At 62.4% G+C, this 14058-nt stretch carries 14 protein-coding genes; 7 read left to right on the top strand and 7 right to left on the bottom strand.

What is annotated here, in order from left to right; translation table 11 throughout:
* Nucleotides 1-2: 2 nt before the first annotated feature.
* Complete coding sequence (locus tag J2X76_RS26685) at nt 3-1868, top strand: GH39 family glycosyl hydrolase (protein ID WP_310220575.1); 1866 nt, start codon at nt 3-5, stop codon at nt 1866-1868.
* Nucleotides 1869-1946: 78 nt separating this feature from the next.
* The gene (locus J2X76_RS26680) at nt 1947-2759 is read left to right on the top strand and encodes an SDR family oxidoreductase (protein WP_310220598.1); all 813 of its coding nucleotides are present in this window, start codon (nt 1947-1949) and stop codon (nt 2757-2759) included.
* Nucleotides 2760-2887: 128 nt separating this feature from the next.
* On the opposite strand, the gene J2X76_RS26675 is transcribed toward J2X76_RS26680, so the two are convergent.
* The 7 genes from J2X76_RS26675 to J2X76_RS26645 all read right to left on the bottom strand — a co-directional run bounded on the left by J2X76_RS26675 (nt 2888) and on the right by J2X76_RS26645 (nt 9235).
* Nucleotides 2888-4336, bottom strand: coding sequence for an amidohydrolase family protein (locus J2X76_RS26675; protein ID WP_310220574.1), 1449 nt, complete (start codon nt 4334-4336; stop codon nt 2888-2890).
* Nucleotides 4337-4417: 81 nt separating this feature from the next.
* Nucleotides 4418-4801 (bottom strand): hypothetical protein, encoded by a 384-nt coding sequence (locus J2X76_RS26670; protein WP_310220573.1) that lies wholly within the window; start codon nt 4799-4801, stop codon nt 4418-4420.
* Nucleotides 4798-5658, bottom strand: a complete 861-nt coding sequence (locus J2X76_RS26665) for an extradiol ring-cleavage dioxygenase (protein ID WP_113282844.1) — start codon at nt 5656-5658, stop codon at nt 4798-4800. Before J2X76_RS26665 ends, J2X76_RS26670 begins: the two co-directional genes overlap by 4 nt.
* A gap of 37 nt (nt 5659-5695) precedes the next feature.
* The gene (locus J2X76_RS26660; RefSeq protein WP_310220572.1) at nt 5696-6874 is read right to left on the bottom strand and encodes a CaiB/BaiF CoA-transferase family protein; all 1179 of its coding nucleotides are present in this window, start codon (nt 6872-6874) and stop codon (nt 5696-5698) included.
* Nucleotides 6875-6883: 9 nt separating this feature from the next.
* Nucleotides 6884-7696: a citryl-CoA lyase gene (locus J2X76_RS26655; RefSeq protein ID WP_310220571.1), complete on the bottom strand. Its 813-nt coding sequence runs from the start codon at nt 7694-7696 to the stop codon at nt 6884-6886.
* Between the two features lie 21 nt (nt 7697-7717).
* Nucleotides 7718-8293, bottom strand: coding sequence for an NADPH-dependent FMN reductase (locus J2X76_RS26650; RefSeq protein ID WP_310220570.1), 576 nt, complete (start codon nt 8291-8293; stop codon nt 7718-7720).
* Between the two features lie 126 nt (nt 8294-8419).
* The gene (locus J2X76_RS26645; RefSeq protein WP_310220569.1) at nt 8420-9235 is read right to left on the bottom strand and encodes an IclR family transcriptional regulator C-terminal domain-containing protein; all 816 of its coding nucleotides are present in this window, start codon (nt 9233-9235) and stop codon (nt 8420-8422) included.
* Between the two features lie 118 nt (nt 9236-9353).
* Here J2X76_RS26645 and J2X76_RS26640 point away from each other — a divergent pair, with 118 nt between their 5' ends.
* The 5 genes from J2X76_RS26640 to J2X76_RS26620 are packed head-to-tail and all read left to right on the top strand — an operon-like array spanning nt 9354 to nt 13941.
* Nucleotides 9354-10622 (top strand): amino acid ABC transporter substrate-binding protein, encoded by a 1269-nt coding sequence (locus J2X76_RS26640; protein WP_310220568.1) that lies wholly within the window; start codon nt 9354-9356, stop codon nt 10620-10622.
* A 53-nt stretch (nt 10623-10675) separates the two neighbouring features.
* Nucleotides 10676-11554 carry a branched-chain amino acid ABC transporter permease gene (locus tag J2X76_RS26635; RefSeq protein ID WP_310220567.1) on the top strand — a complete coding sequence of 293 codons (879 nt, stop codon included), beginning with the start codon at nt 10676-10678 and terminating at the stop codon, nt 11552-11554.
* Complete coding sequence (locus J2X76_RS26630; protein ID WP_310220566.1) at nt 11551-12504, top strand: branched-chain amino acid ABC transporter permease; 954 nt, start codon at nt 11551-11553, stop codon at nt 12502-12504. Before J2X76_RS26635 ends, J2X76_RS26630 begins: the two co-directional genes overlap by 4 nt.
* Nucleotides 12501-13214: an ABC transporter ATP-binding protein gene (locus J2X76_RS26625; protein ID WP_310220565.1), complete on the top strand. Its 714-nt coding sequence runs from the start codon at nt 12501-12503 to the stop codon at nt 13212-13214. Before J2X76_RS26630 ends, J2X76_RS26625 begins: the two co-directional genes overlap by 4 nt.
* Complete coding sequence (locus tag J2X76_RS26620) at nt 13207-13941, top strand: ABC transporter ATP-binding protein (protein WP_310220564.1); 735 nt, start codon at nt 13207-13209, stop codon at nt 13939-13941. Before J2X76_RS26625 ends, J2X76_RS26620 begins: the two co-directional genes overlap by 8 nt.
* Nucleotides 13942-14058: the final 117 nt, after the last annotated feature.

Here is a 14058-nt window from a genome sequence, read left to right as displayed (position 1 = left end):
CCATGCGTGAACGTACACGATTGATCATCGATGCCAGCGAAACGGTGCGCCCTTTCGACCGTTTCTGGCGCGGCACCGGCTTTTCGCCCGCCGAACTGCTGCTCGAACCCGAGATGCGCCAGATGCTTGCCTATATCGGCGGCCTGCCCAACGAGGGCATCCGCTATCTGCGCGTGCATTATCTTTACAATCTGCTGCGTACGGCCGGCAATGCGGACGTCTATGACTGGTCGCTGCTCGACCGCGCGCTCGACGTGATGATCGAGCACCGCCTGAAGCCGTTCTTCGAGCTGATGGGCAATCCGTCGGGCCTGTTCACGGACTATGAGGACATGGACCAGGTCAGGCGCTGGCGCGATCTGGTAACCGCGACGGCAGACCGCTATGGCGCGCGCTACGGCATGGACGAATTGCGCACATGGTATTTCGAAACGACCAACGAGGCCGATTCCGGCTGGTGGACCTACGGGATCAAGGGCTACACCAATTATTACGACGCCTGCGTCGCAGGGCTCGATGCTGTCGACCCGTCCCTTCCGATGGGCGGCCCCGGGACCGCCCGCACGCTTTCGCCGATTTTTCGCGCCCTGATGGCCCATTGCGACAGCGGCACGAGCTGCTTGAGCGGTGATGGCCCGCCGCGCCTTGACTATATCTCGATCCATGAAAAGGGCGTCAACGGCAGCAAGGACGACCTCACCCCGAAAACCAACGGCATCGTCGATCGCACGTTGCTCGTGGTCGACTATCTCAGGGAGCACCATCCGCGCCTTGCGGGCCTGCCGATCGTCAACGATGAATGCGATCCGCAGCTCGGCTGGAGCGATCATCACAGCTGGCACGGCAAGGCTTACTATGCCGGCATCATCGCCCGCATCATCGAACAGCACGACCGGCGCATCATCGCCCCCAAAGCGGCGAACTTCTCCTTCCTCAGCAATGACCACGCCTTTATCGGCGGCTGGAGCCAGCGCACGATCTTTGCCTATTTCGGCTCCCGCAATTTCACCAAGGCGCAATGGGAGCACAAGACCGATCTCGACAAGCTCGTTACCGACATCGACAGTGCCCCGCCCTTCGACATCATCAAGAAGCCCGGTCTGACCTCGATGGAATTGCTGGCAACGCTCGGCGACTCCGTCTGCAAGGTGACGGCCGAACCGCCGCTTTCTCCCGATCAGGACGGGCTCGCGATCCTGCCGACGCGACTGCCGGGCGGCGGTGTTTCCGTAAGCCTTATCCATAGCGTCGATGCCATCAACCGCTCGGGCCGGACTGCCGTCCGCCTTGAAGTGGGCGGACTGGTTTCCGGCCGTCACGCGCTCTGCCTGCTGCGCATCGACGACGAATTCACCAATCCGATGGAAGTCTGGGAGGCCCAGCGCGACGAAAGCAATCCGCGTGGCCTCTTCGAGCCGGTCGGCGCGCCGTCTGCACCGACGCAAGCGCAGTTCGAGGAAATGCGTCGCGCCCAGGAACCAGCCCTGCTGCATCCGATCAGCGTCTTCGCCTGTGACGAGGGGCGGATCAGCGTCGATCTCGACGTGCCGTTACCGTCGCTGACACAGGTGCTCGTCGTTCCCGACGCCGGCAGGCGTCCGGCCGCACCGGTCGGGCTTGTCGTCGAGCGTTACCTCGGTCTCGGCGGTCGGGAAGAGCGCATGCTGTTCTGGGGGGCCGGGGATACCAGCCCTGCGATCTTCTACGACGTCCTGATCAGCACGGATGGGGAAACCTTTGAGAAGGTCAGCCCCGCGCCACTGATCTCGACGGCGTTCCTCCATATGTCGCCGCCGGAGGGCGTGCGTTATGCGGTGCGCGCCTGCGACGCATTCGGCCGCCGCAGCGAGCTTTGCGTCTATCCTTGATCGCCACCGGTTCGCTTGGCGCCGTCGGCTGCGCGGGCGGCGCCTTGCCCGATTTCGAAGCAATGGAGGCGTTTCACGATGGTTACGGATAGTCAGCACCAACTTGGGGAGCGGGTTTTGTCAAAGGGTATTGAACTGTTCGATCTGTCCGGCAAGCGGGCCCTGATCACCGGATCGAGCCAGGGCATCGGGTTGAGCCTGGCGAAGAGCCTGGCCGCGGCGGGTGCCGAAATTGTGCTCAACGGCCGGGATCGCAGAAGGCTTGCCGCTGCGGCCGAGAGCATGAGCGGTGCCGGCGCAACGGTGCGGACGCTGTTGTTCGACGCCATCGACGTCAGGGCTGTGCGCGCCGCCATCGATGGGTTCGAGCAATCCACCGGGCCGATCGATATTCTGGTCAACAATGCCGGCATGCAGCATCGCGCCCCGCTGGAGGAGTTCGATCCCGACATGTTCGAACTGCTGATGCGAACCAATGTCTCAAGTGCCTTCAATGTGGGGCAGACGGTCGCGCGCCACATGATCGCGCGCGGGCGCGGCAAGATCATCAACATCGCTTCGATACAGACCGCGCTCGCACGGCCGGGAATTGCGCCCTACACCGCAAGCAAGGGCGCACTCGGCAATCTCACCAAAGGCATGGCGACCGATTGGGCCCGCCATGGGCTCGCGGTCAATGCCATCGCGCCCGGCTATTTCAATACTCCACTCAATGCGGCACTTGTCGCCGATGCCGAGTTTTCCAGGTGGATCGAGCGGCGCACGCCGGCGGGCCGCTGGGGCAGGCTGGAGGAATTGACCGGCGCATGCATCTTTCTCGCCTCGGACGCTTCCAGCTATGTCAACGGCCACATATTGTACGTGGATGGAGGTATGTCGGCATGTCTGTGAAGGCCACCGGATACCGTCGACGACCGGGCCGGCATGGCCCCAACTGATCCCATCTCAATCCAGCCGTGCCGGTTCAGGCATCGCGTCGAGGCGGCTGCAGGTATCAAAGCCCCATCGTCCGTCGCTTCTCAAAACATGTCGGGCGTGATGCCCGCCTTGTCGAGCAGATAGTCGCGGCTGGCCTCCAGTTCCGCCCTCAGCCTGGCGATGTCGTGACCGAGCAGCGAGCCTTGCCACTTGCGGACCCTTCCGGCGCAAAGGACGGTCGAGACGTTCGAGCGCTCCATCAGCGTGACGACCGCGCCCGGCACATGGTTCAGCGGGGCGACGTTGATGGCATTGGCATCGAGCAGGATGATGTCGGCTTCCTTGCCGGGCGTCAGGGTGCCCGTCTTGTGGTCGAGCTTCAGGCCGCGCGCGCCCTCGATGGTCGCGAAGCGGATGACATCCATCGCCGACAGCAGTTTCGGGTATTCCTCGCCGCGCAGCGCCTTGTCGTTGGCGAGCATGCGCTGAAGCGTGATTGCCGAACGCATCTGGGTGAACATGTCGGCAGTCATGGTGCATTCCACGTCCGTCGACAGGGAGGGTTGAAGACCAAGATCGAGCGCCTGTTGCAGCGGCGGATTGCCGTGCCGCATCTGCATCTCGATCGGCACGGAGAGCGAGACGTGCGCACCGGCATCCGCCGCCCGTTTCCAGGCCATGTCGCTCATGCCCGTCATGTGGATGAAGATGTTGTCCGGCCCGAATTTTCCCGCCTCGGCCAGCTGGTCGAAGATCGGCTGCATGCCGAACGTGCCGACCACATGCAATGCGATCGGAATGTCGAGCTCCCGCCCCAGTGCCCAGGCCTCTTCATGGAAGGGCAGGTAGATTTCGCCGCCCATCACCATGGTCAGCAGTTGATCGTCGCTGGAGAAGTACTCGGCCTTGATGCGCCGCGCGTCCCCCGGATACTTTGAGGCCTCGCCCCATCCTTCGAAATAACCGAAGACTGCGCGCCGTCCCGCATCCCGGAGTGCCGCGACCGCCGCATCGGAATGGTCCGGTGAATGGTGGATCTGGCTGACGTCCATGACGGTCGTGACGCCAGCGTCGATCTGCGAAAGCCCACCGAACAGCTCCGAAATATAGACGTCCTGCGGCCGGTAAAGAACCGAGAACTTCTGCAAGATCCATTCGTAATAGTTGATGGCGCTTTCCGGCCGCCCGTCGTTGATGAGGATCGCGTCGGCGAGCAGGCCGCGCAGTGCGGTCTCGAATTGGTGATGATGGGTGTCGATGAAGCCGGGCATGACGATCATGCCCGCAGCGTCGATGACGGCAGCCTCCGGCGCGGAGATCGAAGCGGCGACCTCAACGATCCGCGACCCGCGGATCAGGACGTCGCCCCTGACGAAATTGCCGACCGCGTCGTCCATGGAAAGAACCGCACCGCCGCGGATGAGCGTCAGACGGTCGGCATCACCGATCCCGGCAGGCATGCCGGCCGGGACGATGCCGGACTTGCCGGCGCCGATGCCGGTACCGATTTCCGCCGGCGCATGTGTCCGGTTGCCGCAGAATTTGCACATCGCTTTCCTCCCGATCCCTGTGCCCAACGCGTCGAGCCTTCCGTCTTCGAAGTGGGCGGAAGGCCTATGCAAACGAAACGATCAGCGCGCCGCCGCCTGCCACAGCGCCACCGACGGATAGTCCTTGCCGGTCCAGTGCTGCAATTTTTCGGCAAACTCCCGCTGGAAGGAGAGCGGGCCGCTCTTCGCCATATAGTCCCCGTCATAGATGGCGATGAAGATCGTCAGCGACAGAAAGAAATGGGCGCCCATCTCGAACAACGCGACATAGTCGTGGTCGATCAGCGCCTCACGCTCCGCATCCGTCAGGAAATTGACGGTCGAAAGCTCCGCGTCGTTCAGCTTCGGGCCGATCGACTGCTCCCAGCTGGCGACGAGCGAGCGTGGATCTTCCTTGTAGCGGCGCAGGAGTTCCGGGTCCCTGTCGACGGTAAAGAGGAACTTGTTCACATAATATTTGCTCATGCGGCTGCTCCTTCCGGATACCAGGTGAAATATGCCTCCATCGTGTGGAAGAGGTCCAGGTTATCGTGATAGGCGGTCGGGATCGGCCCGGCGATGCCCATCATCAGGATCAGGTCCATGAAGCCGTGGGTCGCGTTGCCGCTCTTCGTCATGCTCTCATGAGTGACGTTTTCAAGGATCGCGCCGATATTGCCGGTCGACAGCCATTCGATCGCCTTGCGGTCGAATTCGGGGTCGGGCCCCGTTTCCTTGAACTGACGCGGTCCACCGAGTTCGAGCGACAGGTGCCCGCTGCCGACGGCGGCGATGCGTTTGTCGGATGGAAACTCGTCGATGATCTCGCGGATGGCGCGGCCGAGATCCCAGAAACGCTTCGGGGAAGGGAGCGGCGGTACGAATATGTTGGTGTAGATCGGCACAACCGGCAGATCGGCGTCCGGCCGCGTGGTGATGATCGGGCAGATGATCGAATGGTCGAGCTTCAGTTCATGGCTGAAGGCGAAGTCGAAGCCGCGCTCCATCAGCCCTTCATGCATGAAGTTCGAAAGTTCCTCATGGCCCTCCAGCACATATTTCGGGATGCCGAACTCGCGTTCCTCGTTGTAGAAGGTGGCGTCGTAGCGCGGCGCCTTGCCGATCAGGAATTGCGGATAGTTGTCGAGGAAGAACTGGTGGAAATGGTCGGCGCCGACCATGACCAGGATATCGGGTTTCGCGCGGGTCAGCGTCTCTCGATAGGCCTCGACCTTGCGCTTCCATTCCGCCGCCTGCGGCATCTGCTGCTCCGGCGGCATGGTCGTCGCCTTCAGGTAAAAGGGGTGATGGGTGGTCGCAAGGACCGCTGCCAGGGTTGCCATGTCTCTCCTCCAGATCCGCTGTGTTCCATATATCGAATTATCGTGCGTCGGCGTCCGGTTTCAGCGCCGGCCATGCATCGGGATTGCTTTCGAGTGCCGAGCGGATCTCGGCGCTGTGCTGATCGACGATCGGCGCGGCCCGTACGTTGGTCGCGTGCTTGCCATCGAAGGAATAGGCCGGGCGGATCGTCTGCCGGGCACCCTCGATCCGGTCGGCGACGGGGACGAACATGTCCAGATGCCTCGCCTGCGGATCGTCCACCACGTCGGGGATCGTGTTGATCGGCGCCGCCGGCACGTCGAACCCGGCGAAACGCTTCACCCAATCCTCCCGCGTCTTCGTCGCGAAGATCGCGTTCAGCTCGGCATTCAGCGCCTCGTAATTGTCGATACGCTTGAGCCGCTGCGAGAAACGTTCGTCGTTTGCGAGCGCCTGCCCTTCGATCGCCTCGACCAGCGCGTCCCAAAATTTGTCGAGCGAGGAGAGGTGGAAAGCGAAGAGCTTGTCGTCCTTGCAGCGGACGATGAAGGCTTGTGCAAGCCGCGGGCGATCCACGCCGCTCGGCTCCTCCCCGAGCGCGAAATAGCCCATGAACGGCTCGACGGCGAAGTGCATCATCGCTTCGATCATCGAGATGTCGATACGCTTGCCCTGGCCGGTGCGGTTGCGCTCGACAAGAGCTGCGGAAATGCCGAGTGAGGCATAGATGCCGGTGATCGCATCGGCGAGCGCCGGGCCGATGAATCGCGGCTGTTCCGGGTCGATGGAGACGCTCAGAAAACCGCTGACGGCCTGGGCGACCGAATCGTAGACCGGCCGCTGCGCATAAGGGCCATCGGGACCGAAACCGCTGATCGAGCAATAGATGAGCTTCGGATTGACCTTCGACAGCGTTTCGTAGTCGGCGCCGATGCGGCCGGCGGCGCCCGGGCGGAAATTCTGGATATAGACATCTGCCTGGGCGATGAGCTGATAGAAGACCTCCCGGTCCTTCTCGCTCTTGAGGTCGAGACCGATCGCCCTTTTATTGCGGTTGTAAGCCTGGAAATGGGCGCTGTAGAAACCGGTCTTGAAGCTGCGATAGGGGTCGCCGGTGCCGGCCGACTCGATCTTGATGACGTCGGCACCGAGATCCGCGAGCATCATGCCTGCGCAGGGACCGGTGATGAACGTGCCCTGTTCGACGACACGGATATGGTTCAAAGCAGTCAGCATTTCCGGATCCTAGTTTTCATTCGCGACGAAGCCCTCGGGGGCGGGGCCGTCATATTCGATGGCCCCGGCGGCGGCGTGGGACATGATGAAGCCGATCGGGCGGGTCTGTTCTTCCAGCAGATGGCCGATCAGCCCCGCGGTGCGGGCAAGAAGCGGTACGCCCTTTAGCGCCAGGAGCGGGTAGCCGGCATCGAGCAGCACGCAGGGAATGGCGCTCGATACGTTCATCACGAGCGGCTTGCCTATGATCCCGGGGATCAGCCTCTCGACCGTCTTGGCGATTTCGCAGTGAACGCCGGCGAGGCCGAGTTCGCGGGCGATCGCCAGCAGCCGTTCGGCGCGCGGGTCGTGCCCCTTGTGCAGCGGATGGCCGTAGCCGGGCACCGCCTTTTTCTGCTCCTTGTATTGGCGCAGCAGTTTTTCGGCCGCCGCCTCGGTCGTGCTTCCGTCGGCTTCCTTTTGTTCTCGCACATCGCGGAAGAAAGCGCCGGACGTCTCCGACGCACCGAGGATGACCGAGCCGCAGCCGAGAAGACCCGCGGCGACGGCTCCCTGCACCGCCTCGGGGGAAGCGGCAAGCGTCATGCGGGCCGCCTGCACGCTCGGCACCAGCCCATGCTCGGCGATCGCCACCAGCGTGGCGTCCAGCATGCGGCGCTGGTTTTCGTTCGGCAGCGAACCGGTGACGAGAAGCCAGGTGTAGTCCGTGAAGGAAATCGAGCCGACGAGGTTTTCGACGAGGTCATGGCCTCTTACGATGATCCTGTCCGGATTGGAGGTGCATATCGCCTGATAGGGGGCGGACTGCTTTCCGATTTTCATGTTCAAGTCCTTGGGTTTGGGTCAGGCCGGGGTGCTCGTCTTGCCGGCGAAGCGGCTGGCCCAACGGTCGAACTGATCCATGAATTGCTGCAGGAACAGGCGGGTCTCCTCATTGGTCACGTCGCCTTCCGGGGTGATGAGGCCGGGAGTGAGATGGATGAAGGCCTCCGGCAGTCCCATCACAGCCACGTCAAGGCAGCCGAGAATGGCCCGCAGGTGCTGCTGCGCGGCGGCCGTACCGATCCGCCCATAGGAGGCACCGGTGATCGCCGCCGGCTTGCCGGCCCAGACGCTGGCGTCCCTCGGCCTTGATCCCCAGTCGATGGCGTTTTTCAGCATCGCCGAGATCGAGCGATTGTGCTCCGGAGTGACGAAAAGCAGGGCATCGGCCTGACTTATCTGATCTTTCAGCCGCTGGACCTGCGGCGGGGTGCCCGCATCCAGCACCTCCTGGTCGAAGATCGGCAGGTCGCGGATGGTGATCCAGTCGAACCCGATATCGGGTTTTGCGAGCTTTGTCAGGGCGAGCGCCAGCAGCCGGTTGAGTGACGCCTGGCGTGCACTGCCGACAATGACCGCGACGGTCAATCGCGCCATGAAGAATCCTCCCGTCAGCATTAAATATTCGTCTAGCGAATTTATATTCGTATAATGAATTCGCAAAATGGCCGGGGTGTCAAGCCCTCGTCAGGGCCCGCAGGAAAATTTCGGGGAAGCCGAAGGTTAGCGGACCGCAGCCGTCGTCGGTCCCAACGAATGCAGCAGCGCCGGGAAACGGGTGAAGAGTTGCGAGAGGCGGTTTGCGGCAAGCCGCATTTCCGGCAGGCGCTGTTCAATCAACTCTTCGGGCGTCAGCCGCGGCGTGTAGCCGGAGCTGTTGATCGAACAGACCACGCGACCGGTGTTGTCCTTCACCGGCACCGCGATCGCGGTAATGCCGTAGTCGAGTTGGTCGACGGTGATCGAATAACCCTTGGTCCGGGTTTCGAGAAGGATCTCCCGCAGTTCGGGCTCACCGGTCACGGTATAGTCCGTAAGCTTGACGGGTGCGTAGGTCTCGAAATAACGGTCGATCTCATCCTCCGCCAAGGCGCAGAGCAGCACGCGCCCCATCGAGGTGGCGTAGGCCGGATAGGTGACGCCGAGACTGGCGTTGCGGCGCACGCCGCGGCTTTCCGAAAGATGGGCAATGTAGAGCACGTTGGTGCCGTCGAGCACCGCCATGTTGGCGGCATCGCCGAATTGCGAGGTGATCCGGTGGAGTTCGGGTGTCACCGCTTCCTCGACATTGAAGGCGTTGAGATAGGCCGACCCGAGGGTAAGGACGCGAGGCGCGAGCAGGAAATGCTTGTTGTGGCGGCGGATGAAGCCCAGCGCTTCCAATGTCAGCACGTTGCGGCGGACGGTGGCGATCGACATTCCGACTTTGCGCGAAAGCTCGGCGAGCGTCATCTCGGGGTCCCGGGAATCGAAAGCTTCCAGAACGGACAGCCCCCTTGCCAAAGCCTCTACGAACTCGGGTGAATTGCTGTCGATCATCGAATTCTCCTGCGCTTCCGTTTTTCGTTCGCACACGGGATTGACAAGCGCAAGGCCCACTGCCTATCGTTATGCGAATATTTATTCGTCTAGCGAATTTTCTTTGGGAGGGAAAGTTATGAAGACAAGACGTCAGTTTCACAAGCTCGCGGCCGCCACGGCTGCAAGTCTCGTTGCGCCTGCGATCCTCGGAAACAAGGTGTTTGCGCAGGACAAGCCGATCCGGATCGGCGCCAGCGTTTCGCTAACTGGTCCGCTGGCCAGCACCAAGAACGGCCTCATCGGCTACGAACTGTGGCGCGACGACGTCAACGCGGCGGGCGGTCTTCTCGGCCGGAAGGTCGAACTGGTCACTTATGACGACCAGAGCAGCGCCGCGAACGTGCCGGCGATCTATTCGAAGCTAGTCGATGTCGATGCCTGCGATGTACTGTTTTCACCCTATGGCGCCAATCTGTCGGCGCCGGTCATGCCGTTCATCAAGCAGCGCGATCTGTTCATGGTCGGCATGTTCGGGCTTGCCGGAAACGATGTCGCCAAGCACGACAAGTTCTTCCATAGCGGTCCCTGGGGACCGAATTCCGGTCGCGACTGGGCCCGCGGTTTCTTCGACCTCGCCAAGGCGCAAGGGGTGAAGAAGATCGCCATCATCAATGCGGATCTGGAGTTTTCCAAAAACGCGGCGAAGGGCGGTGCGGAAGTCGCCAAGGAATACGGTATGGAGATCGTCTTCAACCAGAGCTATCCGCCGAACACCTCCGACTTCTCGGCGATGATCCGCAACATCAATGCCGGCGATCCCGAAGCGATCTTCATTGCCTCATATCCGGCCGACAGCACCGCGATCATCCGCGGCGTCAAGGAAATCGGCATTTCCGACAAGGTGAAGCTCTTTGGCGGCGCCATGATCGGACCGCAATACGGCGCGCTCCTGAGCTCTCTCGGCCCGGAACTGAACGGTCTCGTTAATTCGCATACCTTCGTTCCCGAGCCGACCATGCAGACCCCCGCGATCAAGGGCTTCTTCGATCGTTACACGCCGATCGCGGTCAAGCAGGGCGTCGATCCGCTCGGCTACTACATCCCGCCCTTCTATTATGTTGCAGGCCAGATCGCCGCGGCCGCCATTACCGGTTCAAAATCGGTCGATCCCGCCAAGATGGCGGCTTTTCTGCACGCCAACGCGGTCGATACGATCGCCGGCAAGATCGCCTTCAACGAGATCGGCGACTGGAAGGAGCGGCGCGTGCTGATGGTGCAGCTGCGGGGCATCAAGGGCAACGACCTCGAACAGTTCCGCAGCCCGGGCCGCCAGGTCATCCTCGATCCGCCGTCGCTGAAGACAGGCGATCTCGCCGCTCCCTACAACAAGGCGCGCGCCAGCTAATCCCGTCAACCGATCCAGAGAGCCGGCGGGTCGCCGGCTCAAGGACCCTTTATATGTTCTCGATCGACATTCTGCTGAACGCCATTGTGACGGGCATTCTGCTGGGCAGCGTTTATGCATCGCTTGCCCTGGGGCTCGCCATCACTTTCGGCATCCTTCACATTCCCAATATCGCGCATCCGACGCTGGTCGTCGCCGGTGCCTTCTTCGTCTATACGCTGGCGCAATGGGGGCTCGATCCGATCGTTGCCGCCGTGATCGGCCTGGTTCCCTTCTATGTGCTCGGCCTCGCGCTTTACCTCTTCTATTCGCGGGTCTTCGAGCGACGCGGCGGCGCCAATGTGCTTCAGAGCCTGACGCTGTTCTTCGGGCTGTCGCTTGTGGTCGAAATCCTTCTGGTGCTGAGCTTTGGTTCCGAACTCAAGTCCGTGAACGTCTCCTATATCGGCTCGAGCCTGAAGTTCGGCGCCTTGACGATTCCCTACCGGCTGCTGATCCCCGCGCTGCTCGGCCCGGTGATGATTGCCGCTGTCTGGCTCTATCTGAGCCGCACCAATTCCGGCACCGCTATCCGCGCCGTCGCCCATGAGGAGCGGGCGCTGTCGATTGCCGGCCTGGATCCGGCAGCCGTCAAGCGGCACGCTTTCGGCATTGCCACGGCGACGGCGGTCGTGGCCGGCGCCGCATTGATCATGATCGGCCCGGTCGAGCCCTTTGGCGGACGGTTCCAGATCGGGCGAGTGTTCGCCATCGTCGTCCTGGCCGGCATGGGCTCCATCCCCGGCAACCTCGTGATCGCCATCGTCATCGGCGTCGCCGAGGCCCTGGTTGCAAGCTATCTCAATCCCTCCTGGTCCCCGGGCGTCGCCTTCGCGATCCTGCTTCTGGGCCTTGCATTTCGCCCGCAGGGCCTGTTCGGAGCGGCGCGATGAGAAAGAACTCCTTCCCGTTTCTCGCGGCCGTGGGCATCGTGCTCGCGCTCGGCTTTCTTCTGCCCTGGACGGTCCGCAATCCGTTCTATTTCTTCGTCGGCTATGTCGTCCTTCAATATGTGACGATCGCCACTGGCTGGAATATCCTCGGTGGCTATGCGGGTTATATCAATTTCGGCGCCGCGGGCTTCTTCGGGTCGGGCGTCTATCTCTCGGCCTTCCTGTTCACCACCCTCGGTTTGCCGCTGCCGCTCTGCATCCTCGCTGCGGCGATTTTCGGAGCCCTCCTCGGCGTATTGACGGGATATCTGACGCTGCGCATCCAGGGCGTCTATTTCGCCATCGCCACACTCGGCCTCGTCGTCGTGCTGGAGACGATCGTGCACAACATCTCCGCCCTCGGCGGGGCAAGCGGCATGGCCGTCTACGGTCCGCGCCCGCCAGCCTGGAGCCCCGGTCCGTCGCAATATAACTTCACCGTCATGCTGATCATCGCGGTTGCGAGCGTGGCGCTTGCCCGCTTTGTCGAAATCTCCTGGATCGGCCGTGGTCTGCGTGCGGTCAAGGCCAGCGAGGATGCGGCGGAATGCTCAGGCGTGCCGACGCTGCGCCTCAAGCTGCTTGCCTGCGCCCTGAGTGGAGCGGTGCTGGCGGCGGCCGGCGCGCCTTATCCCTTCTACACGTCCTATGTGGAGCCGGTCACGGCTTTCAGCCTGATCATCGGCCTCAATGCCATCGCCATGCCGCTGATCGGCGGCACGAAGAGCTGGTCGGGTCCGGTTCTCGGCGCGCTGCTGCTCGCTTCGGTGCAGCAGATAGCGACCGTCACGATTTCGTCGGAGCTCAATATCCTGTTCGTCGGACTGGTGCTGATCGCCTTCGTCGCCTTCGCGCCTGGCGGGCTTGCCGATCTCTTCGGCCGCAAGTCGTCCGGAGGAGCGAAGCCATGAGCGAGATTGTTCTTTCGATGAAGGGCGTCGAAAAGGTGTTCGGCGCGTTTCGGGCGCTCGGGCCCCTCGATCTCGACCTGCGGGCCGGCGAACGGCTCGGCATCATCGGCCCGAACGGATCCGGCAAGACGACGCTGATCAACTGTATCACCGGCGTCTACCGTCCCGACAAAGGCTCGATACATTTCCAGGGGCAGGATATTTCCCATTTCGAGGCCCATAGGCGGGCCCGGCTCGGCATATCCCGCAGCTTCCAGATCCCGCGGCCCTTTACCGGCATGACGGTGCTGGAAAACCTGCTCGTGCCGCTGGACTACTGCCATATCGACGGCAGCAAGGAGGAGCGGGCGCGCTCGGTGCTGGCAAGCGTCGGCCTCGCCGGTCGCATCTCCCATCCCTCCGAAAGCCTGTCGCAGCTCGAACTGCGCAAGCTCGAACTTGCCCGGGCGCTTGTCGGGGACCCGAAGGTGCTGATCGCCGACGAGGCGATGGCGGGGCTTTCGGAAGGGGAGATTGACGAGGTTCTGGCAATATTGCTTGCGCTCAACCGGTCCGGCGTCGCGGTGATCATGATCGAGCATATCATGCATGCCGTCATGCGCTTTTCGGAGCGGATCGTCTGTTTCGAGACAGGCAGGTTGATCGCATCCGGCACCTCGGCCGAGATCGCGGAAAATCCACTGGTTCGGAGGGTGTATTTCGGTGAATAGGCTGATTGTCGAAAATCTGTCCGCCGGCTACGGCGCCGTCTCCGTGCTCCGCAATGTCTCGCTGGAAGTGAACGAAAACGAGATGGTCGCGCTGCTTGGCATGAACGGCAACGGCAAGAGCACCCTGCTCAACTGCGTGCTGGGTTTCGTGCGCGCGAGCGCCGGCCGCATCCTGCTCGAATGGGATGGCAAGGTCAGCGATCTTACGAAGCTTCCGCCGCACGAAATCGTCCGGCTGGGCCTGTCGATCGTGCCGGAAGGGCGGCGGCTGGTGCCGAATATTTCCGTGGAGGACAATCTCAGGCTCGCCGGCAGCAATCCGCTGGTCAGCGGCCGGATGAAGGAAAACGTTGCCTCCTGTTTCGAGACCTTCCCGCTGCTTCTGGAACGCCGCAGGCAGATCGCCGCGACGATGAGCGGCGGCCAGCAGCAGCTCCTGGCGATCGCCCGTTCGCTGATGACCGCGCCGAAGATCATGGTCATCGACGAACCGTCGGTAGGGCTGGCGCCGATCGTTGTGCGCGACGTCCTGAACGCCATCACGCAGCTTCGCGAAAGGAGCAGCATGACGATCCTCATGGCGGAGCAGAGCTTCTTCCAGGCAGTCGACGTATCCTCGCGCGCCTATGTGCTGGCGCATGGCAGCATTCACCGGGAGTTCAAACGCTCGGACGGCGGGATCGCCAATGAGGAAATCCGCCAGGCGATGCTCGGAACGACCCACTGACGAGGATGTTGCGCGTCCGGTGGCCAGCGCATGTCAGGTCGACCGGCCATCCGCCGACGTGAACGGCACTGGGTCATATCCCCATGGACCATGGCGCGAATTTAGGCCAAGTTGCTC

It is taken from the genome of Neorhizobium sp. 2083, assembly GCF_031455615.1.
Classification (GTDB): domain Bacteria; phylum Pseudomonadota; class Alphaproteobacteria; order Rhizobiales; family Rhizobiaceae; genus Neorhizobium.
Note: the sequence above shows the minus strand (reverse complement) of the source record. Positions and strands in the feature narration are given on the sequence as shown.

Excerpts from the sequence above, each read along its gene's own strand:
- J2X76_RS26680 (WP_310220598.1), top strand. The coding sequence starts at position 1,947 with ATGGTTACGGATAGTCAGCACCAACTTGGGGAGCGGGTTTTGTCAAAG.
- J2X76_RS26685 (WP_310220575.1), top strand. The coding sequence starts at position 3 with ATGCGTGAACGTACACGATTGATCATCGATGCCAGCGAAACGGTGCGC.
- J2X76_RS26630 (WP_310220566.1), top strand. The coding sequence starts at position 11,551 with ATGAGAAAGAACTCCTTCCCGTTTCTCGCGGCCGTGGGCATCGTGCTC.
- J2X76_RS26635 (WP_310220567.1), top strand. The coding sequence starts at position 10,676 with ATGTTCTCGATCGACATTCTGCTGAACGCCATTGTGACGGGCATTCTG.
- J2X76_RS26645 (WP_310220569.1), bottom strand. The coding sequence starts at position 9,235 with ATGATCGACAGCAATTCACCCGAGTTCGTAGAGGCTTTGGCAAGGGGG.
- J2X76_RS26650 (WP_310220570.1), bottom strand. The coding sequence starts at position 8,293 with ATGGCGCGATTGACCGTCGCGGTCATTGTCGGCAGTGCACGCCAGGCG.
- J2X76_RS26665 (WP_113282844.1), bottom strand. The coding sequence starts at position 5,658 with ATGGCAACCCTGGCAGCGGTCCTTGCGACCACCCATCACCCCTTTTAC.
- J2X76_RS26675 (WP_310220574.1), bottom strand. The coding sequence starts at position 4,336 with ATGTGCAAATTCTGCGGCAACCGGACACATGCGCCGGCGGAAATCGGT.
- J2X76_RS26625 (WP_310220565.1), top strand. The coding sequence starts at position 12,501 with ATGAGCGAGATTGTTCTTTCGATGAAGGGCGTCGAAAAGGTGTTCGGC.
- J2X76_RS26660 (WP_310220572.1), bottom strand. The coding sequence starts at position 6,874 with ATGCTGACTGCTTTGAACCATATCCGTGTCGTCGAACAGGGCACGTTC.
- J2X76_RS26670 (WP_310220573.1), bottom strand. The coding sequence starts at position 4,801 with ATGAGCAAATATTATGTGAACAAGTTCCTCTTTACCGTCGACAGGGAC.
- J2X76_RS26655 (WP_310220571.1), bottom strand. The coding sequence starts at position 7,696 with ATGAAAATCGGAAAGCAGTCCGCCCCCTATCAGGCGATATGCACCTCC.
- J2X76_RS26640 (WP_310220568.1), top strand. The coding sequence starts at position 9,354 with ATGAAGACAAGACGTCAGTTTCACAAGCTCGCGGCCGCCACGGCTGCA.